The organism is Pseudoduganella sp. jia 9 (assembly GCF_055502615.1).
This window is the reverse complement of record NZ_JBUPWE010000007.1, coordinates 253,142-277,943: the sequence shown is the minus strand read 5'-3', so window position 1 is coordinate 277,943 and position 24,802 is coordinate 253,142. Positions and strand designations below refer to the sequence as shown.

At 68.4% G+C, this 24,802-nt stretch carries 24 protein-coding genes and 1 riboswitch; of the genes, 17 read left to right on the top strand and 7 right to left on the bottom strand.

Annotated elements, in window-relative coordinates:
• Positions 1-34 precede the first annotated feature (34 nt).
• The gene (locus ACY34H_RS10920) at positions 35-2,284 is read right to left on the bottom strand and encodes a TonB-dependent siderophore receptor (RefSeq protein WP_464977516.1); all 2,250 of its coding nucleotides are present in this window, start codon (positions 2,282-2,284) and stop codon (positions 35-37) included.
• 209 nt (positions 2,285-2,493) lie between these two features.
• Here ACY34H_RS10920 and ACY34H_RS10915 point away from each other — a divergent pair, with 209 nt between their 5' ends.
• From ACY34H_RS10915 to cynS, 3 genes are all read left to right on the top strand, one after another.
• Positions 2,494-3,030, top strand: a complete 537-nt coding sequence (locus ACY34H_RS10915; RefSeq protein WP_464977515.1) for a hypothetical protein — start codon at positions 2,494-2,496, stop codon at positions 3,028-3,030.
• 1 nt (position 3,031) lies between these two features.
• Positions 3,032-3,598, top strand: coding sequence for a hypothetical protein (locus tag ACY34H_RS10910; RefSeq protein ID WP_464977514.1), 567 nt, complete (start codon positions 3,032-3,034; stop codon positions 3,596-3,598).
• 116 nt (positions 3,599-3,714) lie between these two features.
• On the top strand, positions 3,715-4,158 hold the full coding sequence (gene cynS / locus ACY34H_RS10905; protein ID WP_464977513.1) for a cyanase: 444 nt from the start codon (positions 3,715-3,717) through the stop codon (positions 4,156-4,158).
• A gap of 60 nt (positions 4,159-4,218) precedes the next feature.
• Here the strand turns inward: cynS and ACY34H_RS10900 are convergent, their stop codons facing one another.
• Positions 4,219-6,333 (bottom strand): sensor domain-containing protein, encoded by a 2,115-nt coding sequence (locus ACY34H_RS10900; RefSeq protein ID WP_464977512.1) that lies wholly within the window; start codon positions 6,331-6,333, stop codon positions 4,219-4,221.
• Positions 6,334-6,557: 224 nt separating this feature from the next.
• On the opposite strand from ACY34H_RS10900, the gene ACY34H_RS10895 reads away from it, so the two are divergent.
• From ACY34H_RS10895 to ACY34H_RS10860, 8 genes are all read left to right on the top strand, one after another.
• A complete protein-coding gene (locus tag ACY34H_RS10895) occupies positions 6,558-7,304 on the top strand; it encodes an ABC transporter ATP-binding protein (protein WP_464977592.1) in 747 nt (248 codons plus the stop codon).
• On the top strand, positions 7,301-8,767 hold the full coding sequence (locus ACY34H_RS10890; RefSeq protein ID WP_464977511.1) for an ABC transporter permease: 1,467 nt from the start codon (positions 7,301-7,303) through the stop codon (positions 8,765-8,767). The genes ACY34H_RS10895 and ACY34H_RS10890 overlap by 4 nt, the downstream gene beginning before the upstream one ends.
• Entirely contained in the window at positions 8,764-10,122 is a 1,359-nt protein-coding gene (locus tag ACY34H_RS10885; protein ID WP_464977510.1) for a DUF3526 domain-containing protein, read from the top strand. The genes ACY34H_RS10890 and ACY34H_RS10885 overlap by 4 nt, the downstream gene beginning before the upstream one ends.
• Before the next feature lie 18 nt (positions 10,123-10,140).
• A riboswitch (cobalamin riboswitch) is annotated at positions 10,141-10,361 on the top strand.
• 109 nt (positions 10,362-10,470) lie between these two features.
• Complete coding sequence (locus tag ACY34H_RS10880; protein WP_464977509.1) at positions 10,471-14,898, top strand: cobaltochelatase subunit CobN; 4,428 nt, start codon at positions 10,471-10,473, stop codon at positions 14,896-14,898.
• Complete coding sequence (locus ACY34H_RS10875) at positions 14,895-15,140, top strand: hypothetical protein (protein ID WP_464977508.1); 246 nt, start codon at positions 14,895-14,897, stop codon at positions 15,138-15,140. Before ACY34H_RS10880 ends, ACY34H_RS10875 begins: the two co-directional genes overlap by 4 nt.
• Positions 15,128-15,349, top strand: coding sequence for a MotA/TolQ/ExbB proton channel family protein (locus ACY34H_RS10870; RefSeq protein WP_464977507.1), 222 nt, complete (start codon positions 15,128-15,130; stop codon positions 15,347-15,349). Before ACY34H_RS10875 ends, ACY34H_RS10870 begins: the two co-directional genes overlap by 13 nt.
• Entirely contained in the window at positions 15,346-15,672 is a 327-nt protein-coding gene (locus ACY34H_RS10865; protein WP_464977506.1) for a DUF2149 domain-containing protein, read from the top strand. The genes ACY34H_RS10870 and ACY34H_RS10865 overlap by 4 nt, the downstream gene beginning before the upstream one ends.
• A 256-nt stretch (positions 15,673-15,928) precedes the next feature.
• Positions 15,929-16,111: a hypothetical protein gene (locus ACY34H_RS10860; protein ID WP_464977505.1), complete on the top strand. Its 183-nt coding sequence runs from the start codon at positions 15,929-15,931 to the stop codon at positions 16,109-16,111.
• A gap of 96 nt (positions 16,112-16,207) precedes the next feature.
• On the opposite strand, the gene ACY34H_RS10855 is transcribed toward ACY34H_RS10860, so the two are convergent.
• Together ACY34H_RS10855 and ACY34H_RS10850 are read right to left on the bottom strand one after the other, a co-directional pair.
• Entirely contained in the window at positions 16,208-17,047 is an 840-nt protein-coding gene (locus ACY34H_RS10855; protein WP_464977504.1) for a prolyl hydroxylase family protein, read from the bottom strand.
• A gap of 33 nt (positions 17,048-17,080) precedes the next feature.
• Entirely contained in the window at positions 17,081-17,254 is a 174-nt protein-coding gene (locus tag ACY34H_RS10850) for a hypothetical protein (RefSeq protein ID WP_464977503.1), read from the bottom strand.
• A 243-nt stretch (positions 17,255-17,497) separates the two neighbouring features.
• Between ACY34H_RS10850 and ACY34H_RS10845 the strand changes: the two genes are divergently transcribed.
• The 3 genes from ACY34H_RS10845 to ACY34H_RS10835 are packed head-to-tail and all read left to right on the top strand — an operon-like array spanning position 17,498 to position 21,943.
• A complete protein-coding gene (locus ACY34H_RS10845; RefSeq protein WP_464977502.1) occupies positions 17,498-19,387 on the top strand; it encodes a TOL_0244 family TonB-dependent receptor in 1,890 nt (629 codons plus the stop codon).
• A gap of 1 nt (position 19,388) precedes the next feature.
• On the top strand, positions 19,389-20,018 hold the full coding sequence (locus ACY34H_RS10840; protein WP_464977501.1) for a TOL_0243 family YfiR-like periplasmic protein: 630 nt from the start codon (positions 19,389-19,391) through the stop codon (positions 20,016-20,018).
• Positions 20,018-21,943, top strand: a complete 1,926-nt coding sequence (locus ACY34H_RS10835) for a sensor histidine kinase, YfiR-like protein-associated (RefSeq protein WP_464977500.1) — start codon at positions 20,018-20,020, stop codon at positions 21,941-21,943. Before ACY34H_RS10840 ends, ACY34H_RS10835 begins: the two co-directional genes overlap by 1 nt.
• A gap of 18 nt (positions 21,944-21,961) precedes the next feature.
• On the opposite strand, the gene ACY34H_RS10830 is transcribed toward ACY34H_RS10835, so the two are convergent.
• Together ACY34H_RS10830 and ACY34H_RS10825 are read right to left on the bottom strand one after the other, a co-directional pair.
• Positions 21,962-22,693: an FAD-binding oxidoreductase gene (locus ACY34H_RS10830; RefSeq protein WP_464977499.1), complete on the bottom strand. Its 732-nt coding sequence runs from the start codon at positions 22,691-22,693 to the stop codon at positions 21,962-21,964.
• A gap of 52 nt (positions 22,694-22,745) precedes the next feature.
• Positions 22,746-23,354: a sulfite oxidase-like oxidoreductase gene (locus ACY34H_RS10825; RefSeq protein WP_464977498.1), complete on the bottom strand. Its 609-nt coding sequence runs from the start codon at positions 23,352-23,354 to the stop codon at positions 22,746-22,748.
• Between the two features lie 182 nt (positions 23,355-23,536).
• Here ACY34H_RS10825 and ACY34H_RS10820 point away from each other — a divergent pair, with 182 nt between their 5' ends.
• Entirely contained in the window at positions 23,537-23,722 is a 186-nt protein-coding gene (locus ACY34H_RS10820) for a hypothetical protein (protein ID WP_464977497.1), read from the top strand.
• 15 nt (positions 23,723-23,737) lie between these two features.
• On the opposite strand, the gene ACY34H_RS10815 is transcribed toward ACY34H_RS10820, so the two are convergent.
• The gene (locus ACY34H_RS10815) at positions 23,738-23,923 is read right to left on the bottom strand and encodes a hypothetical protein (protein WP_464977496.1); all 186 of its coding nucleotides are present in this window, start codon (positions 23,921-23,923) and stop codon (positions 23,738-23,740) included.
• A gap of 191 nt (positions 23,924-24,114) precedes the next feature.
• Between ACY34H_RS10815 and ACY34H_RS10810 the strand changes: the two genes are divergently transcribed.
• Positions 24,115-24,243, top strand: a complete 129-nt coding sequence (locus tag ACY34H_RS10810) for a hypothetical protein (RefSeq protein ID WP_464977495.1) — start codon at positions 24,115-24,117, stop codon at positions 24,241-24,243.
• Positions 24,244-24,312: 69 nt separating this feature from the next.
• Positions 24,313-24,672, top strand: a complete 360-nt coding sequence (locus tag ACY34H_RS10805; RefSeq protein WP_464977494.1) for a hypothetical protein — start codon at positions 24,313-24,315, stop codon at positions 24,670-24,672.
• Positions 24,673-24,802 lie beyond the last annotated feature (130 nt).

Below are 24,802 nucleotides of genomic sequence, written 5' to 3'. Positions count from 1 at the left end.
CAGCTGCCGGCAGTGGCGGGCCGGGACAGGAGCGTCAGAACACCGCCCGCAGCGTCGCCGACGCCGTGCGCGGCTCGGCGTAATGCAGGCCGTTGTAGAAGCCCACGCGGTTGTAGTACGTCTTGTCGAACAGGTTGTTGACGTTGACGCTGGCGGTGAAATGATCGTTGATGCGGTAGCTGGCCATCAGGCTGGCCAGCCAGATCGAGCCCTGCGAGATGCGTGACGGGGCCGTGACGGGGGCGCCGTTGGCGTTGAACGCGCCGGTGGGGCGTGCCGCCGTGTTCCAGAGATTGCTCTGCCAGTTCACGCCGCCGCCCACCGTGTAGCGCCGCTCCGCGCCGAAGCGGTAGGTGGTGAATACCTTCAGCAGGTTGCGCGGCACCACGGTGTTGATCGGGTTGCCGCGCGCATCGCGCGAGCGGGTATGGCTGTAGCCGGCGGACAGGTTCCAGTCGCGCAGGACCTGGCCGGAGGCCTCGACCTCGAAGCCGTCGACCTTGTTGCCCTTGCCGGTCGAGCGGTAGGCCTGCACGGCGCCGGGCAGGGAGTTCGGCGGCACGCTGTCGTCGATTTCGCCCACGTTGTCCTTCTGGCTCTTGAAGACGGCGGCCGAGAAGTTCACGCGCCGGTCGAACAGTTCTGCCTTGATGCCGGCCTCGATGTTGTCGCCGTCGACCGGTTCGAGGAAGTCGTTGTTCCGGTCGCGCAGGTTCTGCGGCTGGAAGATGCTGGTGTACGCGGTGTACACGGTCCAGTCCCGGTTCAGGTCGTACAGCAGTCCCACGTACGGGGTGTTGATGGCGTTCAGCGAGTAGCCGGTGGTGCCGGTGCTGGCGCCCGCCGCGCTGAAGTTGCGCGTTGTCGTCGTGTAGTCGCCATGGCGCATGCCGACCACCGCTTTCAGTTCGTCCGTCAGGTTCAGGCGGGTAGCGATGAACGCTGCCTTCTGGTCGACGCTGCCGATGCTGTTGGGGACCGGTTCGATCGTGGCCGGGAACTGCGGCACGTTGCCGGTCCACGTCTGCCAGTTCGGGATCCTGTCATACCCGTCGGGCATTGCGCCGAGCGTGACGCGGCCGGAGACCGTCTCGCGATCCGCCTTGCCCCAGCCGAATACCACGTCGTGGCGGCGGCCGAACAGGTCGAACTTGCCGTCCACGTTCACTTCCAGCACGTCCATCGTTTCGTCGACGGGGAAGCGGTTATAGGCAACTGTGATGCCGCTGCCGTCGGCGCGCGGGTAGCCGCCGTAGCCGAAGTACAGGCTGCCGTCCTGCACGCGGTCGGCCTTCGTCCAGCCGGCGCGCACGCGCCAGTCGGCGTTGATGCGGTGTTCCAGCGTGGCGAAGGTTTTCTTTTCGTCCATGTTCCACGAGCTCCACGGCGTCGACAGGTTCAGGTCGGACGGCAGGTTGGCCAGCGAACCGTCGGCGTTCCAGTACGGCACGGTGCCCCAGGTGGAGCCGCGCGGATCGGATTTCTGCCGCTCGTAGCCTACCGCCACCGTGGTGGCCGGGCCCAGGTCCGCTTCGAGGATGCCGTACAGCGCACCGAGGTCCTGTTCGTACATGGGGCGGAACGATTCGGCTTTCTGCTTCGCGACGACGAAGCGGCCGCGCAGCCTGCCGTCGAACGCCAGCGGGCCGCCGACGTCGAGTTCGGCGCGGCGCAGGTCGTAGGTGCCGATGCGCAGCGCGGCATTGGCCTGGAACTCGCGGGTCGGCCGCTTGCGCACCTGGTTGATGGTGGCCGAAGGATCGCCGGCACCGGTGGTCAGCCCGGTGGCGCCGCGTACCACTTCGATGCGGTCGTACACCACGTTGTCGCCATTCGCCTTCAGCGAGCTGCCGAACAGGTTCAGCATGCCGTCCACCTGGAAGTTGTTGACCGCGTAGCCGCGCGCGTTGTAGTTCACGCGCTCGGTGTCGTTGTAGTTCACGTAGATGCCTGTCACCTGCTGCATCGTTTCGGCCAGCGTCTGCAGGCCCTGTTCCTCCATGCGTTCGCGCGTGACGACCGACAGCGACTGCGGCGTCTCGCGCGGCGTCAGGTCCAGGCGCGTGCCGCTGGCGACCGGCCCGGTCGTCGTGTAGGAGCCGCTGTGCTCCGTGGTCGCATCCTTGTCGGCCTTGACTTCGATTTCCGCCATGGTGGCCGGCGGTTCCTGCTGCGTGGTCTGTGCCTGCGCGTGCCAGGCGGGCAGGGCACCGAGGATGGCGGCGGCAGTGGCGCGCAGTGTAAGGTGGGCGAGGCGGCGGGCGGAAGCTGAAGAGTGGCTCATGTCGATATGGTTATTGGATGGGATGGTACGGTTTTGCAAGCGTCAACTGAAAATGATAACACGAATGATTATCATTTACGAGACACGTAATTGCTTGCCGTGCCATTTTTTTGATGCCAATATTGCATGGATTTGCGCCGGCACAAGCGCCGGCGCGCCTTCGATGCCTTCGCACCCGCACTGGCCGGCAGCCAGCAGGAGAAACAATCATGGCGAACCGTGTTTACCTGACAGGCCTGAACGAAAACTTCTTCGAGGATGACGACGTGGCGATGCACGCGCTGGTGGAGCGCAACTATGCGATCCCCTTGCTGTGGTTCGGCCTGTTCGAGCCGGAAGACCTGAAACTGTACAGCGACGTGCCGATCCTGCTGACGTCGCGCGACAGGGCGCTGGCCAGCCTGCGGCGCCGCGCGCCGGGCCTGAAGGCCTTCCTCGGCGATCTTGCCGCGCCGGTGGTGGATGACTGGATCACGTTCATCGAACAGAATGCGTATGCCAACTATCTGCTGAACACGCTGGAGCTGGCGCAGATGGAGGACGAGGAAGGCGAGTTCCGGCGCGACCTGGAACAGTACCAGGCCGAATTCGAGACCATCGCCGCGGGCACGTTCGCCAGCCGCGAACTGGGCGTGCTGCTGCAGGAAACCGACCAGCTGGCGCAGTTCCCGTACGCCGGTGCGCCGCTGCACCTGTGCGGCTACAGCTTCGACCTGGAATTGCCGTGGGAACGCAAGGCGGCGTGACATGGGCACTTACACGCACAGCCTGGTCGCCCGCGGCAAGGTGACACCGGCAGAGGCAAGGCACCTCGGCGAATGCATCGTGGCCTGGCTGGTCGAGCAGGAAATCATCGAGCACCGGCTGACCAATTGCTGCTATGTCGACCCGGGTTATCCACCCGGCCCGCATTACATGCGTGCCTGCGGCGGAATCGATGACGGCGAACGGGAACGCGACCATGCCGAATTTGCGCTGCACTCCCCCAACGGCGTGCAGGTCTACACGACGCGGCAGGCTTTCTACAATGCGCAGGGCAATTTCGGCCCGGCGCGCTGCCCGCACTGCGCGGCGGAGCGCGACATCGATGCCTACAACCAGGCTGGCGGCGAATGGTACAAGGGCGGCGCTGGCGAACTGCAGTGCGAGCAGTGCGGCCGCGCCGAGTGCGTGACGGAATGGGAGCATGACGACCTGCTGCTCGGCACCCTTGGCCTGGTGTTCTGGCAATGGCCCGACATGTCCGCCGGGTTCCTGGACGAGCTGGCGCGGCGCACCGGCCACCGCTGGACCCTTATCTTCGGCAAGCTGTAGGCGCAGGGACTGGGCCGGGGACCTCGCTGCAGTGGCACGCTTCATGCTGGACACGTAGAGGCAATGGCGCATGGCGCCGTTGCCCTTTACTTATCCAACACCGAAAGGACCGCTTCATGCAACGTACCGACGTCACCGAAATGATCATGACCGCCAAGATCCGCAAGGACATCAAATGGTGCGACGTCGCGGCCCGGGTCGGGCTGTCGAAGGAATGGGTGACGGCCGGCTGCCTGGGCCAGATGACGTTCGATGCGCGCCAGGCCGCCATCGTCGGCGAGGTATTCGGCCTGCCGGAAGAGGCGGTGCTGGTGCTGCAGCAGGTGCCGTACCGCGGCTCGCTGCCGACGGCGGTGCCGACCGACCCGCTGATCTACCGCTTTTATGAACTGGTCAGCGTGTACGGCACGACGTTCAAGGCGCTGATCCACGAGGAATTCGGCGACGGCATCATGTCGGCGATCGACTTCCGGATGGACATGCAGCGCGAACCGGATCCGGCCGGCGACCGCGTCAGCATCACGATGTCCGGCAAATTCCTGCCTTACAAGACGTACTGATTCCGCAATGCGGGCCGCGCACCAGTGTGGTGCGCGTGCCCGGTTGTGGCGCAGGCCGGCTCAGGCAGCGTCGCGCCGCTCCACGTCCTCGACCCGGTCCTCGGCGGCCACCGGTCGTCCGAACAGGTAGCCCTGGAAATGCGAACAGCCTTCCAGCTGCAGTTGCCGGAACTGCTCTTCGGTCTCCACGCCTTCGGCGGTGATCTCGATCAGCAGGCTGCTGGAGAGACCGGTGATGGCGCGGATGATCGCCATCGCTTCGCGGCTTTCGCCCATGTCGCGCACGAATGACTTGTCGATCTTGATCTTGTCGAACGGGAAGGAGCGCAGGTAGCTCAGCGACGAGTAGCCGGTGCCGAAGTCGTCCAGCGAAATGCGCACGCCCAGGTCCTTCAACGCCTGCAGCGTGCGGATATTGCCCTCGGTATTGGCAAGCAGCACGGATTCGGTGATTTCCAGCTCCAGCCGGTGCGGCGGCAGGCCCGCGTCCTCGAGCGCCAGCGCGACCGATTTCACCAGCTCGCTGTTCTTGAACTGCACCGGCGACAGGTTCACCGCGACGGTCGCGCCGTTCGTCCATGTTGCCGCTTCCTGGCAGGCCAGGTTCAGGGCACGCGCGCCCAGTTCGTGAATCAGCCCGGTTTCCTCGGCGATCGGGATGAACTCCATCGGCGGGATCGCGCCCTTGACGGGATGCTGCCAGCGGATCAGCGCCTCGTAGCCGCAAATGCGGCAGCCTTCTTTTTCAATGATCGGCTGGTAGTGCATCTGCAGTTCGCCGCGGTGCAGCGCGCGGCGCAGGTCGATTTCCACCTGCCGCCGCACGCGCGATGCCGCTTCGAGATCGGGGTGGAACAGTTCGTAGCGGTTGCGGCCATTGTGCTTGGCTTCGTACAGGGCCATGTCGCCGAAGCGCAGCAACTGCTCGGCGCTGCTGCCCTCCTGCGACGAGATCGCGATGCCGATCGACAGGCCCACCGTGAAACTGTGGCCGTCGATCGCGAAGGGCGGCGCCACCGCGTCGATCAGCCGCTGCGCCGCATGCTGCGCCTCGTCGACGCGGCCGACATGCGGCAGCACGACGGCGAATTCGTCGCCGCCCAGGCGCGCCAGCGTATCGTGCTCGCGCACGCATTTCTTCAGGCGGGAGGCCAGCATCAGCAGGATCTTGTCGCCGAAGCCATGGCCGAACGCATCGTTGATGTTCTTGAAATTGTCCAGGTCCAGGCACAGGATCGCCGCGTGGCTGCCGTCCTGCGCGCTGTCGCGGATCGCCGCTTCCAGGCGCTGGTGGAAGAAGGTGCGGTTGGGCAGGTTGGTCAGGCCGTCGTGCTGCGCCATGTGGTGGATCTGCGCATAGGCCGCCAGTTCGTCGGTAACGTCCTCGGTGATGACCAGCAGGTAGTCGCCCGTGCCATCGGGCCGGGCGCCCACCGCGGTACGGGTACGCAGCGTGCGCGAGCCGATCGGGGTTTGCACCAGGCTGTCGTCCGGCAGCGCCGCGCCGCTTGCCGATGCCGCCGCCAGGCCCTCGAGATAGTCGGCCACCTCGGCGCCCAGGCAGTCGCGCACGCGGCGGCCCTTGATGTCGGCGCCGCCGGGGGCGAACAGGCGTCGCGCCTGGCCATTGGCCAGCAGGATTTCGCCGGGTTCCGCTTGCGGGTGCGGGCTCACGTCCAGCGCCAGTACGCTGCCGGGGATATTGGTGATCACCGAATCGAGGAAATGCGACAGGGAAGCCATCTGCTGGCTGTACTGCTCGGCCAGCTCCTTGGCCTCGACCAGTTTCAGCTGCTGCTGGTGGCGTTCGGTGATGTCGCGCGTGATCTTGGCAAAGCCGACCAGCTTGCCGTCGTCGTCATGGATCGCATCGATCACCACGTTGGTCCAGAACCGCGTGCCATCCTTGCGCAGGCGCCAGCCTTCGGCCTCGAAGCGCGATTCGGCGCGGGCGGTGGCCAGCGCCTTCTGCGGCAGCCCCGCGGCGCGGTCCGCTTCGCTGTAGAACACCGCGAAATTGCGCCCGACGATTTCCTCCGCCCTGTAGCCCTTGGCGCGTTCGGCGCCGGCGTTCCAGTTGACGACATTGCCGTCGGTATCGAGCAGGTAGATCGCGTAGTCGACCACGCTCTGCACCAGCAGGCGGTAGATCAGATCGGAAGAGGGGGCAGTCATCGCTTGCACATGAGTGATATCGGGAAGGCGGGTCGATCCCGGGACGGCATTCGCCGCCCCGGTCCTGTCCAGCGCAGGAGGACTATACCTTAGTTGATGCCATCAGGAAACAGTGCATTGTCCTCGACAGTTGGTTTGTTGCGTGAATCCGTTGTCAACGAGAATGAGAATGCATTATCATTTTGGGAAAGTCATTTCCCTACCGAGAGGAAGATCGTTTGAACATCGCACCCATCCACGACGCGGCGGCACAGTGCGGCCACGTACTCGACGCCACGGCGGTCGTCGCCGGCTATGGCGGCAAGACCATCCTGCGGCGGCTCGACCTGCACATCCGCGCCGGCGAAATCTATGCGCTGCTGGGCGCCAACGGCGCCGGCAAGACCACGACACTGAGCCTGTTCCTGGGCTTCGTCACGCCGGGCGAAGGGCAAGTGCGGGTGAATGGCGTCGATCCCGTCGCGCAGCCGGACGAGGCGCGCCGCCATCTTGCTTACATCCCCGAGAACGTGGCGCTGTATGAACACCTGAGCGCGCGCGAGAACGTCGCCTACCTGCTCGACCTGGCGGGGCAGGGCGGCGACCCCGCCGCCATCGACGCGGCGCTGGCGGCCGCCGGCCTGGCCGCGGCGGCGTTCGACCGCCGCGTGGCCGGCTTTTCCAAGGGCATGCGGCAGAAGGTGGCGATCGCGCTGGCGCTCGCGCGCCGGGTGCCGGCGCTGCTGCTCGACGAACCGACTTCCGGCCTCGACCCGCAGGCCACGGCCGAGTTCAACCGTCTGCTCGGCGTGCTGCGCGAACAGGGCGTGGCCGTGCTGATGGTGACGCACGACCTGCTCAGCGCCGCCGACGTGGCCGACCGCATCGGTTTTCTCGATGCCGGCTGCCTGCTCGAGGAGGTGGCCGCCGCCGGCGCCGACCGCTTCGACGTGCGTGCCTTGCACCGCCGCTACGGCGGCCAGGCGGCATGAGCGCCGCCCGCGGCGGCGGTTACAACGGGGGTTACAGCATCATCGCTCGCATCGCGCGCGAAGAGTGGCGGGCGCTGTTGCGCGACCGGGCCGCGGTGGCCGGCATCGCGCTGCTGACGGTCCTGATGTTGGTGGCGGCACTCACCGCGTACGAGCACCGGCGCGCGGCCGATGCCGAGCGCACCCGTTACCAGGCCCAGGCAAACCATGAATTCGAGGCGCAGCCGGACCGGCATCCGCACCGCATGGTGCATTACGGGCATTTCCTGTTCCGGCCCCTGAACCCGCTCGCGGCGTTCGATCCCGGCATCGACGGTTTCACCGGCACTACGCTGTTCCTCGAAGGCCACCGGCAGAACAGCGCCAACTTCGGCGATGTGCGGCAAACCTCGCTGCTGCTGCGCTTCGGCCAGCTGACGCCGGCGTTCGTGCTGCAGGTGCTGGCGCCGCTGCTGCTGGTGTTCTTCGGCCATGCGGCCGTGGCGCGCGAACGCGAGTCCGGCACCTTGCGCGTGCTGCTGGCGCAGGGCGTGCGCAGCCGGCAGGTCGTGCTGGGCAAGCTGCTGTCGCTGGCAGGCTTCGCCGGCCTGGCGCTGCTGCCTGCTCTGGCGGCGCTGGCGTGGTTCGCACTGGACGGCCATGCATCCTGGCCGCTGGCCCTGGCGCTGGCCGCCGGCTACACGGGCTGGCTGATGCTGTGGGTGCTGGCGGTGGTGCTGGTATCGATGTGCGTGGCGCGCGGCCGCGATGCGCTGCTGGCGCTGCTGGCGGCATGGGCGCTGATCGTGATCCTGCTGCCGCGCTGGGTGCCCGACATGGCCAACACCGCGCTGGCACTGCCGACGCGCTTCGAGGATGCCATCCACGTGCAGCGCGAGTACCTGGCGCTGGGCGATTCACATGATCCGAACGATCCGAAATTTGCCGCCTTCCGCGACAAGCTGCTGAAGCAGTACGGCGTGGCGCGCGTGGAAGACCTGCCGGTCAACTTCAAGGGCCTGGTCGGCATGGAAGGCGAGCGCAAGTCCAGCGAGCTGTTCAACCGGTACGCCGCCGTTGCGTTCGATCGGCAGGAGCGGCAGGGCGCGATCATCGACGCCTTCGGCTGGGCCAGCCCGGCGCTGGCGCTGCGGCGCCTGTCGATGGCGGCCGCCGGTACCGACCTGGCCAGCTACCGCGGCTTCCTGGAGCAGGGCGAACGTTATCGCTACGCGCTGATCCAGGGCCTGAACCGCCTGCAGGCGGAACGCGTGGCCTACGCCGACGATATCGACCGCAGCAAGGAAAACCGCGTGTCGCGCGAGCACTGGCAGGGATTCCCGGAATTTTCATTCGAACCGCCGCCGCTGGCCGACACGCTGCGGCGCATGGCGCCGGCCGGCGCGATGCTGGCGCTGTGGCTGGCGGCACTGGCTGCATCGGCCTGGATACTGGCTGGCCGCCTGGGGAGGGTCGTGCGATGAACTGGCGGTCGTTCGAATTGCGCCTGGTGCTGCGTTCGCGGCTGTCCGCCGGTGCCTTGCTGCTGCTGTTGCTGCTGTCCGCGCTGGCCGTCTGGTCCGGCATGCATGAAGTGGAGCGCCAGCGGCAGACCATCGCCCGCCTGGCCCCGCTGCATGAAGGAGACGTGGCCGCGCTGGCGGCCCGCTACCCGGACAGCAAGGATGCCGGCAGTCCGGCCTACTACACCTTCTACAACACCTGGGATCCGCCGTCCGACGCGGCATTCCTGGCACTGGGGCTGCGCGACGTGGCGCCGTACGTGCTGCGCATCCGCGCGCTGGGGCTGCAGGCCCAGCTCTACGAAGGCGAAACGTTCAACCCGGAGGTGGCGCTGCCGGGCCGCTTCGACTACGCATTCGTGCTGATCTACCTGGCGCCGCTGTTCGCCATCGCGCTGCTGCACGACCTGGTATCGGGAGAACGGCAGTCGGGCCGCCTGCGGCTGGTGCTGGCGATGCCGGATGCACGGCGGCTGTGGTGGCGCCGCGTCGGGCTGCGTTATGCGCTGCTGCTCGTCTGCCTGGCCATGCCGGTGTGCGTGGGCGCGGCAATGTCCGCCACCGGTCTCGCGACATTGTTCATCGTGGTGGCGGTGACGGCGGCCTGCCTGGCCTTCTGGACCGGCCTTTCCCTGCTGGTCGCCATGCGCCACTGGCGCTCCGTCACGAACGCCACGGTGCTGATGGGCACCTGGGCCATGCTGACGCTCGTGCTGCCGGCGCTGGCCAACGTGGCGCTGACCCGGGCGATTCCCGTAAACCAGGGCGTCGACCTGATGCTGGCGCAGCGGCAGACCGTGCACGGCGCGTGGGAAGTGCCGCGTGACGAAACGATGCGCAAGTTCGTCGCCACCCATCCGGAATGGAAAGACCGTGCCGCCGTGCCGCCCGGCTTCCACTGGAAATGGTATTTCGCCTTCCACCAGGTGGGCGACGAAAGCGTGGCCGAGGATGTACGCACATATCGCGACGGGCTGCTGGCACGGCAGGCATGGACCGACCGGCTCGGCTGGCTGCTGCCGGGCGTGGGCGCGCAGGCCGTGCTGCACCGGCTGGCCGGCACCGACCTGCCCGCGCAACTGGCCTACCAGGACGCCATCGTGGCGTTCCACCGGCAGATCCGCGAGTTCTACTATCCGTACCTGTTCAACGACCGGCCGTTCGGCACCGCCGATTTCGCCAGGCGGCCGTCGTTCGCGCCGGGCGTGGCGGCTGGCATGCCGGGATGGGGCGCAATGGCCGCCGTGCTCCTGCTGGCGGGAGCGGTGCTGGCGGCGGGGCTGTGGCGGCTGGGCCGCCTGCGGATGACAAATTAGCCTCAACCCATGTAGAATCCGCCGCTTGATGTGAACGGTGCCCTCCCGCCTGCCGGCTGGAGGGTGAAACGGGAAGCCGGTGACGCGCGGGATCTCCATCCCCCGCCAGTCCGGCGCAGCCCCCGCTGCTGTGAGCCTGACGACCTCGTTCGACCCGCCACTGTGCCACGTGCACGGGAAGGCAGGAACGGGGAAGGAAGAAGGCAAGCCAGAAGACCGGCCGTTCGCGAAAAAAAGGTGCTTGGCCCGGGGTGTGGCCTTGCCTGTGGCGTTTCTATTTGTTTCAAGCCTTTTCCCTGGACCGGCGGCATGGCATCGCAGGGAAAATGCCGACCGTTCGGAAGACCATTGACTATCTCCCCACTCGTGCGCGCGCTGCTTGCGCTGCTGTGTTTCCTGGCCTGCGCGCGCGGCCATGCGGCCACGCTGTTCGCGATCGTCACCGAGCGCGCCGCGCCGGTGGCGATCGAGGCCGCGCACCGCCACCTCGCCCTGCATCCGAAGGACCGCATCGAACTGCGCACGCCGGCGCAATGGATGGCGCTGGACGAGCGCGAGGTGGCGCGGCTGGTCGGCGGGGCGGACACCATCCTGGCCGTGTCGCTGTTCGGCGATCCTGCCCACCGCCTGAAGACCGCGCTGGCGCGCCACGCGAAGCCGCGCGCGGCGGTGCTGGCATTCAACGGCGAGGCAGGGCTCAGCCTGATGAGCCGGGACGGTCACGGCGCGATGGCCGGGTTTTCACCCGACACGCTGCGCGACCTGTCGACCGAGAACCCGCCGCCGGCCGCGCTGCAGGCCGCCGAGGCGCATCCGGCCGCACCGCACTGGCTGGCGGCGCGCCGCGTGTGGCAGGCCGGCGGCGTCGACAACACCGCGGCGCTGCTGGCCCACCGGCTGCACCCGGCCACGCCGCTGGCCGGCCCGCAACCGGAACCGGTGCTGCGCGTGCGCGTCGGGCGGCGCGAACTGGCCGCTGATGCCGCCTGGGGCAACGGCGCGCGGCTGGGATTGACGGCACGGCCGGCCGTGGTGGTGCTGGACCTGTCGAACATGGATGCGGCCGTGCCAGCTGCCGTGTGCGCGCGCATCGAGGCCGGTGGCCAGCCGTGCGTGCAGGTGCTCACGCGCTGGGGCGGCGCCTCGCGCCAGGCGCTGGAACGGCTGCCGGAACTGGTGGCGCCGGCAAGGCCGGCGGCGCTGGTGGTGCTGCAGGATTTCGTGGTCGGCGCGGCCGAAGGGCGTGAAGCCGTCGCCGAAGCGCTCAAGCGCCTCGATGTCCCGGTATTCAAGGCCATCCGGCTGTCCGACCGCACCGCGCTGCAATGGCGCCTGTCGCCGGACGGCCTGCCGCCCGATTCGGTGCAGTACCGCGTGGCGCTGCCCGAACTGCAGGGGATCGGCCAGCCGATCGTGGTGGCGGCGCTGGGCCAGGCACAGCGCGACAGGGTGACCGGCATCGAGAACCGCCCGCCGGTCGTGCTGAATGCCGAAGCCGGCCGGCTGGCGGCGCGCGTCACCCGCTGGCTGGCATTGCGCGGCAAGCCCAACCGCGACAAGCGCGTGGCGCTGGTCTATTACAACCACCCGCCGGGCCGCCAGAACATCGGCGCCGACAACCTGGACGTGCCAGCCTCGCTGTTCGACATGCTCCATGCGCTGAAAAACGCCGGCTACACCGTCGGCGAGCTGCCGGCGTCGCCAGAGGCCCTGCTGGACCGGATCATGGCGCATGGCGTCAACCTGCCGGAAGACCGCGCCGGCCTGCGCGAGCTGGCCGGCACGGTCAATACGGTCAGTGCGGCCGACTATGCGACATGGTTCGGCACCCTGTCGCCGCGCGTGCAGCGCGAAATGACCGGCGGCCTGCTGGGCCGCCTGCATGCCGACGTGCTGGAAGCGGAGAAGGCCGGCGAATGGCTGCTGGGGCGCAAGCAGGTCGACGTGATCGTCAAGGAACTGCAGCATTTGGTCGAAGGCGCCGACCATCCCCGGCGCGAGGCGGCGATGCGCGGCCTGGCAGCGCTGGGTGACGGGTATCGCGCCTGCCTGGACGTGCGCGCGCCGCGCCGCTGCGCCACGCTGGAGCCGCTGAACCGCGAGCTGTCCGGCTACGGCATCGAAGGCCTGAAAGGGTGGGGCGCCGCGCCCGGCAGGATCATGGTCGACCAGGGCAGGATGCTGGTGCCGGGCCTCGTGTTCGGCAATGTGTTCATCGGCCCGCAGCCGCCGCGCGGCTGGGAGGTGGACGAGGAACTGCTGCACGCGAACACCAGCATCACGCCGCCGCACCAGTACCTGGGCTTCTATCACTGGGTGCGCGACCGCTTCGGGGCCGACGCGCTGGTGCACGTGGGGCGCCATTCCACCTACGAATTCCTGCCGGGCAAAGCGGTGGGCCTGGCCGCCGACGACTATCCGAGCCTGATCGCCGGCGACCTGCCGGGCATCTATCCGTACATCGTCGACGGTGTCGGCGAAGGCACGCAGGCCAAGCGGCGCGGGCTGGCGGTGATCGTCGATCACCTGACGCCGCCGCTGGCCAGCACGCCGCTGTACGACGACCTGCTCGCACTGCGCCAGGTGGTGGAAAGCTACGAGGCGGCCAGCTCGGAATCGCTGAAGACGCAGGCGGCCAGCCTGATGCGCGAACGGGTCGCCGCGCTGAACCTGAAGGCGGAACTGGAAGCATCGATGGCAGACGTGCTGGAAGTGCGCGGCATCGGCTACGACGCGGCCGACGACGACCTGCTGGCGCACGAGATCGGCCACTACCTGACCAAGCTGCAGGAAAAATTCATGCCGCACGGGCTGCACGTCTTCGGCCGGCAATGGAAACAGGAATCGATCGACCTGATGCTGGCGTCGATGAAGAAGGGCGGCGTCGAGGGACCGGAGGTGGCGGCGAAGCTGGCCGATTCGCCGCGCCTGGAGATGCGGGCGCTGCTGGCCGGGCTGGATGGCCGCTACATCGAACCGGGCAAGGGCAACGATCCGCTGCGTTCGCCCGAGGCACTGCCGACCGGGCGCAACTTCCACGCGGTCGATGGCGACATCCTGCCGACGAAGCTGGGCTACCGGCTGGGAGCGGACCTGGCGGACAAGGCCATCGCCCGCGCCAGGGGCGACGAAAAACCGGCGGCCGGCAGCGAGGGCATCATCCTGTGGGCCTCCGACGCGGTGCGCGACGAGGGCGTGATGGTGGCGTTCGCGCTGGCGATGATGGGCGCCGAGCCGGTATGGAATGCGCGCGGCATCGTTACCGGCGTGCGGCTCAAGCCGGAGGCGCCGCGCCGCGATGCGCTGGTGACGACGTCCGGCCTGTTCCGCGACCTGTATCCGAACCTGATCCGGCTGATCGACCGCGCCGGCCGGCTGGCGCTGGCGGCATCGGCCAATACGCTGGCGGCCACGGACCCCGCGCTGCGCGAGGCGCTGGAAGCGGCGCTGGCGCCGCTGGACGGTGCCGCCTGGGGCGACGAACCGGTGGCCGGCAACCGCGTCGCCGGCGAATGGCTGACCCGCCAGCGCGCCCTGGTGCGGGCCGGCCAGCCGGTGGCCGATGCCGGGCGGGGCGCCGCCCAGCGCGTGTTCGGCGACGCGCCGGGCGCCTACGGCACGGGCGTCAACCGCCTGACCGAGCGCTCCGGGTCGTGGCGCGAGCGCGACGAGATCGGCGCCGCCTACCGCAACCGGATGGGTCATGCGTATGGCCTCGATGGCAGCGGCGAGGCGCAGCACGCGGCATTCAACGCGGCGCTCGATGGCATCGCCCGCACCTACCATGGCCGCGCCAGCAACCTGTATGGCGTGCTCGATAACAACGACGCGTTCGACTACCTGGGCGGGCTTTCGCTGGCGGTCGAGGGGCGCACCGGCCGCGTGCCGGAGGCGATGATCCTGCAGCATGCGCAGCCGGGCCGCGCCGACGTCGAGCCGCTGGCCGCCGCGCTGCTGGGCGAGCTGCGCGGCCGCTTCCTGAATCCGGCGTGGCTGAAGCCGCTGATGGACCATGGCTATGCCGGCGCGCGCACGATGGGCCAGGAATTCCTGGAAAACCTGTGGGGCTGGCAGGTCACCCGGCCCGACCTGGTGAAGAACTGGGCGTGGGACGAAGTGAAATCGGTCTACTTCGACGACAAGCACGGGCTGGGCCTGCCGCAATTCCTCGGCCAGCGCCACAACGCGCACGTCAAGGCGCACATGCTGGCGATCTTCATGGTGGCCGCCGAGAAGGGTTTCTGGAAGACCGATCCCGCCACGGTCCGCCAGATGGGCGGCGAGCTGGCACGGCTGGTGGCCGCCAACGGCCTGCCCGGCAGCGGCCACGCTGCGCCCGACCACCCGATGTGGAACTGGCTGGCGCCGCAGCTCGATGGCGCGGACGCACGCGCGCTCGGCGTGACGCTGGCGAAAGCACGCGGCGACCTGCTGCCCGCCGCCGGCGATGCAGACGGCCGAGCCGGTGCCCCCATGGCTGGCAGTGCGCGCACAACACGAACTCAGCAGCAAGCTCGGCAGCAAGCACAAGCACAAGCGCAGGCGCAGGTGAAGGCCGGCGACGGCATCGTGGCCGCTGACGAACCCGCGCCGCGCGCCTATGAACTGCACCGGGAAGCCGCCGCGGCGCAGCCGCCCGGCATCACCGTCATCCGCCTGCTGGCCATGCTGGCCGCCGGTGTCGCGCTGTTCGCGGCGGGCCTCTGGCGCGGCCGCGCCGTCCCTGTCAATTCGCGCGGCCGCGCCGTACCTCAACCTTCAAGGAGTCATCAATGATCGATCCCCATTCCTTCGGCTGGCTGCACGACGCGGTCAGCTGGCTGCTGATGCCGTCGCTGGCGGCGCTGCTGGCCGCCTGCGCCATCGCGCTGGTGGAAGCCGGCATCGCCGCCGGCGAACGCTTCATGGCCTGCGCCGCCTGCGCGACGGCGGCAATGTCGCGCAGGTGCAGGCGATCGCCCGCCACCGGCTGGAACGTGCCGACCTGCTGGCGCGGATACCGCCGATGCTGGGCCTGATGGCCACCATCATTCCGCTGGGCCCGGGCCTGGCCGCGCTGGGCGCCGGCGATCCCGCGCAACTGGCCAGCGCCGTCACCGTGGCGTTCGATGCCACGGTGCTCGGGCTGGTGGCCGGCATCGGCGGCCTGGTGATCGGCAAGCTGCGCCGCCGCTGGTATGAGGAGACGCTGGAAGCGATGGAAGACGCGGCGGAGCAGGCCGCATGAGCGCGCAACCCGCACGCAAGCGCCTGCGCCTGTATGCGCACCTCGATGCGCGCTTCGACGGCGGCGACGAGGATCCGCGCGCCAGCCTGGTGAACCTGGTCGACGTGATGCTGGTCTTTGCCTGTGGCCTGATCGCCGCGATTGCCGGCAGCCAGGGCGCGTTCAAGGCGCCCCAGCCGGTGGAGAAGGGCAGGCAGATCGAACGTCCCGCCGCCGGCGTCACGCAGGCCGGCAGCGGCTACGACCGCGTCGGCGAAGTCTATCGCGATCCGAAGACGGGCAAGCTGGTACTGGTCGAGCCGGGGCGGCAACCCGGCAAGTGAGCGGGGCAGCCATGCTGGCCCGGCCGCGATGGCCCGGCAGGCGATTCTCGAGGACCGTTCGCTGCACTGCATCACGCCCCTGGCGGCGCCGCCCCCCGTCGCGTATTACCTGCAACCCTCCCACTTCGCTTGGTGAAGCCGCGCACAGTTCTCGGCTTCCTTGCACGGCATACTTGGAACCGTAGGGACTATCGAAGACAGGTCCGCCGGCAATCCTGGGCGGCACATATCCATGACTGATAACGGGGAGGCACACATGATCGGCGCAGAACTGTCGAAGTTGAAAACCGTGGAGTACAAGGGTTACGAAATCTGCATGGGCTCGGTCTACAAGGATGGCGAGCCGTTATTCCATTATTACGTGCCGCTCGGGATGAACGACGGCGGCGTCGAGCAGGGCAAGCGCATCATCGACCAGATCGGCCATGGCGATGACTGAACCACGGCCTCGCTGAGCCACTGCGGCTCGGCAGGCCGCCGGGCGCCGCCACCGCGGCGCCACCCATCCATTCCGCCCGCCTGTTCGTCCACCCATCTATTTGAAGACACCCTGGCGCACCCACTTGGTGGCCACCCATTTTTCGCCGCGCGTTACCGGCGCGCCGCCGTGCAGGCTCGCGTCGTCGAGCTGGCCGTCTTCGTTGACGTATTCGAAATACACGGCTGAACCCTTGCGCGGCACGATGGACAGGCCGAGCTTCGGGAACACGGTGTCGCCGGCTTCTTCCACGTCGTTCAGGTATACGATCAGCGTGGCCACGCGCTGGCCGCCGCGCCTGAGCGTGGCGGCAAAGCCGGGATTGGCCGGATCGAAGAAATCGTGATGCGGCTTGTACTCGGCGCCCACGCCGTAGTGCAGCACGTGCAGCGCTTCGCCATGGGCCACCGGCTGGTTCATGATCTCGGCGATGCGCCGGTTCAGGCGCTGCAGCACGGGCTGGTCGGCATCGTCGAGGAAGGCGCCCAGGCTGGTGCGGTGGTCCTTCACCTGGTTTTCGCCGGTGGTGGGGCTCAGCGTGGCGGAAGGCTGCAGCCGCGCACGCGCCAGCGCCACGACGGCATCGCATTCCTCTGCCGAGAATACGTCGTCCAGCACGGCCACCACCGGCTGTTCGATGCGCATCGATACGCGCACCGTGCGGTCGCTCGTGGCGATCACGTTGTTGCGGTGGCGGATCGTCGGCGTGCCATAGCGGTAGGGGCCCGCCGCCGCCTGCGCCGGCATCGGCCGGGCGCGCTGCGCCTGGCGTTCCTGCACGGCGCGTTCCGCATAGGCCGCATCGTAGTTCGCGGCCACCATCGCGGCCACGATATCTTGCGTGCGGCAACCCTTGTCGAGGCTGGCATCCAGCCAGCGGTCCCATTCGTCGGACATGCGTGTGTACTTGTTCATGGCCACGAAGTATACCTAATCCGGCTTCCTTTCCACAGTTGCCTGCGGTGCGGGGGGAGCGGCATCGGACGGCGCGGCGGGGCGTTCGGCGACCAGCACTTGCGGCACGCGCTGTACCTGGCGCTGCTGGACAACCTGGGTGGGCACGGCGCGGCGGGGCGGTTCCGGGCGGGGCGGTTTTGGAAACATGTTGTCCTCGAGAGAATTTATGCACAAGTGCGCGGGGCAAATGCGGGTCGTTGCCCATATTGCAAGGCCGATGTGCTACTGTGCGCGAGGGGATGCGTCGGCGTGCTTATAATTCTTGAAAACAATTCAACCTGCCTGACGCGGCTTATGAGACCAAACAGACACGGTTCGATGACACGTGGTCCCACCATACAGCGTCCATCCAGATTTCGTGCGCCGGCCGCGGCCGCCTGCCTTGCCGTGGTGACCGGATTCGCGGGTGCCGCGCCGCAGCAGGACGACATCGCCGAACTGTCGCTCGAGCAGTTGAGCGACATCGTCATCACGTCCGTCTCCCGGCAGGAAGAACGGCTGGGCAATGCGGCGGCGTCTATTTATATCGTTTCCGGCAACGAGATCCGCCGCAGCGGCGTGCGCACGCTGCCCGAAGCGCTGCGCCTGGCGCCGAACCTGCAGGTGGCGCGGGTGGATGCGCGCAACTACGCGATCACGGCGCGCGGCTTCAATGGCCAGCAGTCGAACAAGCTGCTGGTGCTGGTCGATGGCCGCACCCTCTATACGCCGCTGTTTTCCGGCGTGTCGTGGGATGCCCAGGACGTGCTGCTCGAGGACGTGGAACGGATCGAGGTGATCAGCGGTCCCGGTGCCACGATCTGGGGTGCCAATGCCGTCAATGGCGTGATCAACGTGATCACGCGCTCGGCCAAGGATACCCAGGGCAGCCTGCTGGCCGCCGCGGCCGGCAAGGACGACCGCGATGCCAGCGTGCGCCATGGCGGCGACCTGCCGGGCGGCGGCCATTACCGCGTGTATGCGCGCTACGCCGAAGCGGACGACGCCGTGCGCGATACCGGGCAGGCGGCCACCGGCTACCTGCGGCGCCAGGCCGGCTTTCGCGCCGACTGGGACCGTGCGCGCGGCGGCCTGACGCTGTCCGGCGATGCCTACGAAGCCGACCTGGCGCAACGCACTGCCGGCTCGACGCTGCTCTCCGGCGCGAACCTGGTGGCACGGCTGACGCGCCGCCTGGCGGACGATTCCAGCGTGCGCCTGCACCTCGTGCTCGATCACACCGAACGGAACCAGCCGAACACCATGTACGAACGGCTCAACACGATCGAGCTGGAGGCGCAGCACAGCGTGCGCCTGGCGGCGGACTCGGCGGTGCCGCACAACGTGACGTGGGGCGCCGGCTACCGCTATTCGCGCGACCGCATCGCCAACGGCCGCAACCAGGCCTACCTGCCGAACGACCTCTCGATGCACTGGGGCAGCCTGTTCGTGCAGGACGAGCTGGGGCTGCGCGACGACCTGCGGCTGAGCGGCGGGGTGAAGGTCGAGCATAATCACTACACGGGCGCGGAAGTGCTGCCCAGCGTGCGCCTGGCATGGACGCCGGACAGCCGCCAGCTGCTGTGGGGCAGCCTGTCGCGCACGGTGCGCGCGCCGTCGCGCATCGACCGCGATTTCTACCGGCCGGTCAGGCCGGTGATGGTGGGCGGCGTGCCGCGCTATATCTTCGGCGGCGGCCCCGACTTCCAGTCCGAGACGGCGAAGACGGCGGAGCTGGGCTATCGCATCCAGCCATCGCCGCGCTGGTCGTATTCGGTTACCGCGTTCCTCGCCAAGTACGACCGGCTGGGCACGCAGGAGCCCAATCCGGACGGCCCGGCCTACAGCGGGCTGACGGAATTTCGCAACATGGCCCACGGCCACACGCGCGGCATCGAGATGTGGGCACGCTGGGAACCGCTCGACGGCTGGCGCCTGAGCGGCGGCCTGGTGGTGCAGCGCATACGCACGGCACTGCATCCCGGCAGCCGCGACACGGCCGCCAGGGACGGTGTGGCCACGGCTGACCCGAGCCAGTACTGGCAGCTGCGCTCGTCGCACGACCTGCCGGGCGACATGCAGCTGGACTGGACGCTGCGCCGGGTCGGCGCGCTGCCGCGCCCGGCCGTGCCGTCGTATCACGAACTGGACCTGCAATGGTTATGGCGTGCCACGCGCAACCTCGACGTGGCGCTGATCGGCCAGAACCTGCTGCACCGGTCCCACGCCGAGTTCGGCACGGCGCCGAACCGCAGCGTGTTCGAGCGTACCGCCGTGCTCAGGCTCACCTACCGTTTCTGACATGACGTCACTTGCCCTCGCACCCACCCGGCCGATTCCGGCATCGACCAGCTGGCCCGGCTGGCCGGCCTGGCCGGGCTGGTGCTCCGCGCTGCTGGCGCTGGCCCTGCTGTGCGTCGCGCTGAACTGCCCGGCCGTGGGACAGCCGGCGGCGCCGGCCGTGCCGAACCTGGAGCGCAGCGTGAAGGCCGCCTACCTGTTCAAGTTCCTCGGCTACGTGGAATTCCTGACGCCGAAGGAAGGCGCGGAAGGCGGCAGTCCGCTGGCCGTCGGCGTGCTGGGCGCGGACGACGTGGCGGCGGAACTGGCGCGCATCACGGCCGGGCGCACGGTCAACGGCCGCCCGATCGCCGTGCGCAGCCTGCGCGAGGGCGAGCCGCTGGCGGGCCTGCAGATGGTGTTCGCCGGCACGGCCGACGACTTGCCGAAGATCCTGCGCAGCGCGGCGCAGAACGGCGCGCTCGGCGTGGCCGACGACGAGAACGGGCTGCAGCATGGCGCCGTCATCAACTTCCGCATCGTCGAGGAGCGCGTGCGCTTCGAGGTGTCGCTGCCCGCCGCGGAACGCAGCAGCCTGAAACTCAGTTCGCGCCTGCTGTCGGTGGCCTGGCACGTGCAGAAGGGGAACTAGTGCTGTCACGCCTGCGTCCAGAAACCGTGCGCGCGAAGCTGGTGGCGATGGCGCTTGCCACCACGTTCGCCGCGCTGGTCACCACCTCCGTCAGCATGCTGGTCTACGACCTGACGACGTTCCAGCAGAACTGGCTCGACGACCTGACCACGCAGGCGGAGATCGTGGCCACCGTGTCGGCTCCGGCGGTGGGCTTCAACGACCCCGCCGCGGCGCGCCAGAACCTGGCGCTGCTGCGGGTGCGGCCACAGATCCAGCAGGGCGCCATCTATGGCGCGGGCGGCGCCGTCTTTGCCGCCTACGCGCAGGCCGGGGCCGACGTGCCGCCGCTGCCGGCGCGCCCCGGCCGGCCCGGCCATGCGATCGAGGGCGGCCGGATGGTGGTCTACCACCCGATCGTCGAGAACGGCGAGCGGGTCGGCACCGTGTACCTGAGCGCGCGCTACCGCCTGCTGGACCGGCTGGCCAGCTATGCCATGATCCTCGGCGTGGTGATGCTGGCCAGCCTGCTGCTGGCAGCCCTGGTGGCAAGCCGCCTGCAGCAGGCGATCACGCGCCCGCTGCGCGCGGTGACGGACGTGGCGCGCGCGGTGATGCAGCGCCGCGATTTCTCGCTGCGGGTGGCCTACGATGACGAACATCACGGCAGGCACGCCGGCGAGATCGGCACGCTGGTCGATGCCTTCAACGACATGCTGGCCGAGATCGGCCGCCGCGCCAACGCGCTGCAGGAAGCGAACCTGACGCTGGAACGCGAGATGGCGGTGCGGCAGGGCGCCGAGCGGGCGCTGTTGCTGGCGGACCGCCGCAAGGACGAGTTCCTGGCAACCCTGGCGCACGAGCTGCGCAACCCGCTGGCGCCGCTGCGCACCGGGCTCGACATCATGCGGCTGAACGGCGGCGACCCGGCCGCCAGCCTGCGCGCGCGCGGCGTGATGGAGCGCCAGCTGAAGCAGATGGTGCGCCTGGTCGACGACCTGCTGGACGTTTCGCGCATCAATACGGGCAAGCTGACGATCCGGCGCGAAAGCCTGGAACTGCATGCGGTGGTGACCAATGCGCTGGAGATCGCCCGGCCGTTCGTCGATGCGCAGGGCCATGAGCTGGCGGTCGAACTGCCGCCCGGCCCCGTGCATGTGCTGGGCGACACGACCCGGCTGGCGCAGGTGCTGTCGAACCTGTTGAACAATGCGGCGCGCTACACGCCGCGCGGCGGCCACATCGCGTTGTCGGCCGAGGTGGGCGGCGACGGCCGGCTGCGCATCCGCGTGGCCGACGACGGCATCGGCATCGCGCCGGAGATGCTGGGCGCGATCTTCGAGATGTTCGTGCAGGCCGACGCCTCGCTGGAGCGCATCAACCAGGGGCTCGGCGTGGGCCTGTCGCTGGCGCGCCGGCTGGTCGAGCTGCACGACGGCTCGCTGGAGGCGGCCAGCGCCGGGCCGGGGCAGGGCAGCACCTTTACGGTCACGCTGCCGGTGCTGGCCGAAGTGCCGGCCCCCGTGGCACGGCCGACGCTGGGCCATGGCGGCGACCGCCAGTTCCGCATCCTGCTGGTGGACGACAACGAGGATTTCGTCAACGCCATCGGCGGCCTGCTGCGCACGATGGGGCATACGGTGCACGTGTGCCACGACGGCCCGCAGGCGCTGGCCGCTGCCGAAGGCTTCGCGCCCGATTTCGCCTTCCTCGACATCGGGCTGCCCGGCCTGAACGGCTATGACCTGGCGCGCGCGCTGCGCGCCCTGCCCGCGCTGGGCAACACGGTGATGGTCGCGGTGACCGGCTGGGGGCAGCAGAAGGACCGCGACCTGGCGTTCGAGGCCGGCTTCGAGCAGCACCTGGTGAAGCCGGTCAGTGTCGAACAGATTCTTGCCATCCTGGCGGGCAAGACGGATACCGCCGACGCGGCGTCGCGCGAGTAGACGGGTTTCCCGAAGACGCTAGCCTCCGTATCGCTCGGTACGCACCGTGCGCGAGGGGATGCCGGCCGCTACCAGAAGCTGGGCCGCCGTTTCCACGAACCCGTTGCTGCCGCACACGTAGCAGGTCGACGGCGCGCGTGCCAGGCGGGCCAGCGCTTCGTCGACCATCGCGCGGTCGATGCGGCGCGCATGGTCGGCGCCTTCCTGGCCGCCACGGGTGACGGTCGCCACATAGCCGAAGTTCGCATGCGCATCGGCGATCGCGCGCATGTCGTCGCGGTATGCCAGGCTGTCCCACGCGCGGGCCGAGTGCAGCAGCAGTGCCGGCACGGGCGCGCCGGCCTGCCGCCAAGCGCGCGCGATCGACACCAGCGGCACCACGCCGGAGCCGCCGGCCACCAGCAGGATGGGTCCCGGCTGTTCCGGGTGCCAGACAAAGTGGCCGCCGAGCGGGCCGCGCACATCGATCGTGTCGCCCGCCTGCGCCACGTCGTGAAACCAGGCGGAGACTTCGCCGTCATCGAGCAGTTCGATGGCCAGTTCGATGGCGTCGGTGCCGGGTGCGGAGGCGATCGAGTAGCTGCGGCGCGCCTGGTAGCCGTCCGGCGCGGTCAGGCGCACGTCGACATACTGGCCGGCCATGTGGCGCGCCAGCGGAGCCCGCAGGTAGAGGCTGCGCATCCGCGCGGTGCGCTGCTCGACGCGGGCGATGAATGCCTGTTGCCAGCCGGTGCGGTCGTCCTCGCTCACATCACCTCGCTCACATGCGCTCGCTCACATGCGCTCGCTCACATGCGCTTTCTCATTCGTCGTCGCCGTAGCGCTGCTCGCGCCATGGATCGCCGCGCATGTGGTAGCCGCGCAATTCCCAGAAGCCGGCTTCATCCCGTTCCGTAAACTTCAGGCCCCTGATCCACTTGGCGCTTTTCCAGAAATACAGGTGCGGTACCAGCAGCCGCGCCGGGCCGCCGTGCTCCGCCGTCAGCGGCGCGCCGTCGAAGTGCGTGGCGACCATCGCCCGGCCGCCCACCAGGTCGGCGACGGGGACATTGGTGTCATATTCGTCGTATGACTGCGCCAGCAGGAAGGCGGTGGGGGGCGCGATGCCGGCCGCGGCCAGCAGGTCGTCGATCGTCACGCCTTCCCATGCCGTATCGAACTTGCTCCAGGTGGTGACGCAGTGGATGTCGCCGCGCCAGGCGGTGCGGGGCAGGGCCAGGAACTGTTCCCAGTTCCAGCTGGCCAGCGGGCGCGCGCCGTGGCGCAGCGTGAAGCGCCAGTTCGCCAGGTCGATCGCCGGCGCGGGGCCGAGCGACAGCACGGGAAAATCGCCGGTTTCGTGCTGGCCGGGCGGCAGGCGGCGCGCCGCGTCGGCGCCGGGCCGGCGGCCGGTGAATCCTCGTGTGCTCATGGTTGTCTCCCCGGATAAGGTATCAGTGTAAACGTTGCACGCCTGTTGCCGGCTCTGCCATTGGGCACGGCTGGCCCGGCGCGGGCAGTAAAGCGGGGGAGGGTTCGGTTGGGGTGATCCGGGCGACGGGATTGCGCCAGTAGTGATAAGCTTTTTAGCAATATTTACTGAGGAGCATCATTATGAATGGAGACCTGGAGCGCCTGCCGACGCCGGCCCCGTTGTCGGCGCATATCACGCCCGATCCCGATACCCCGGCGCCGGAGCAGGACCCGCCGAGCCAGCCGCCCCCCACCGAAAAGCCCCCCACCGAGATTCCCCCGGTGGAAGAGCCGACGGCACCACCGCCGCCGATCCGGATGGATTGAACGGCGGGGCCCGCGCTACTTGCCTTCTTTCGGCGGCGCGGGCTGCTGTTGCGGGATCTGGCGGATCTGCTCGTCGGTTTCCCGCTCGCCCGGCGATTTCTCGCCGCTGCCGATATCCGGCTCGTTCATCATGTGGCCACCTTTTTCGGAGTCGTCCGCCGAATTGCCGTGTGAATGGTCCTGTTTCTCTGTTGCGCTCATCGCCTGCTCCTGTGAATGGGAAATGCGCCATCCTAGCGCGGGGACGTTTGCTGCGGCGCCATATTGACGAGAAGGACACAGCTGTTGTTGCTTTCATACAGGCTGTGGTTATTTGTGCCGGCTGTCACAGTCGTGTCACTGAAGTGTTTCTATAATTGAGTCAGGAATAAACGTTTCATCTGGAGACTGTCATGGGTAACTCTTTGCACAACAAAATCTATCTCGGCCGCCGCACCCGCACGGACCGCATCCGCCTGCTGCTGGCCGGCGTTGCCGCGGGTCTGGGCGTATTTCTGCTGGCATTCAGGAATTTCAAGTAAGCCTTGCTTGCGGGGGGCGTTCTGCCCGCGTACCATGACGGCCGCATCCGCCCTCATGGAACAGGTTCAATGAAAGACGAAAAACTCACCACCGACGAATACAACGCGCTGGACGAAGTGCGCCGCGGCGTCCAGGGCAGGCCCAGCGCCTGCGTGGCCCGCAATACCAAGCGCCTGTCCGGCCTGAAAATGTTGTCGTTCGCCCGCAATGGCCACCTGTCGCTGACCGACAAGGGCAAGGAAAAACTGTTCCTGCGCCGCTGCATTCTCGGCCTGCGCGCGCTGGCAGGCGACCCCGCCGCCAAGCTCGACGACGACGTGCTTGCCTTCCTCGGCAAGAAATCCCACATCGTGCCCGCCGACAACGGCTTCGCCGTCACCGACAAGGGACGCGAGACGCTGGCCGATATCGAGGCGCAGGGCATCTAGGAACGCCGGCGGAAGATCCGCGACCGTCGTGCCGGGCCGGGGCTTCCGCAAGTGTTGCCTCTTGCGGCACCTGGCCTGTCTGGAACAGGTTTGCATCGGGGGGGCGTCCGCACTCTGCCGAACAGCGCGC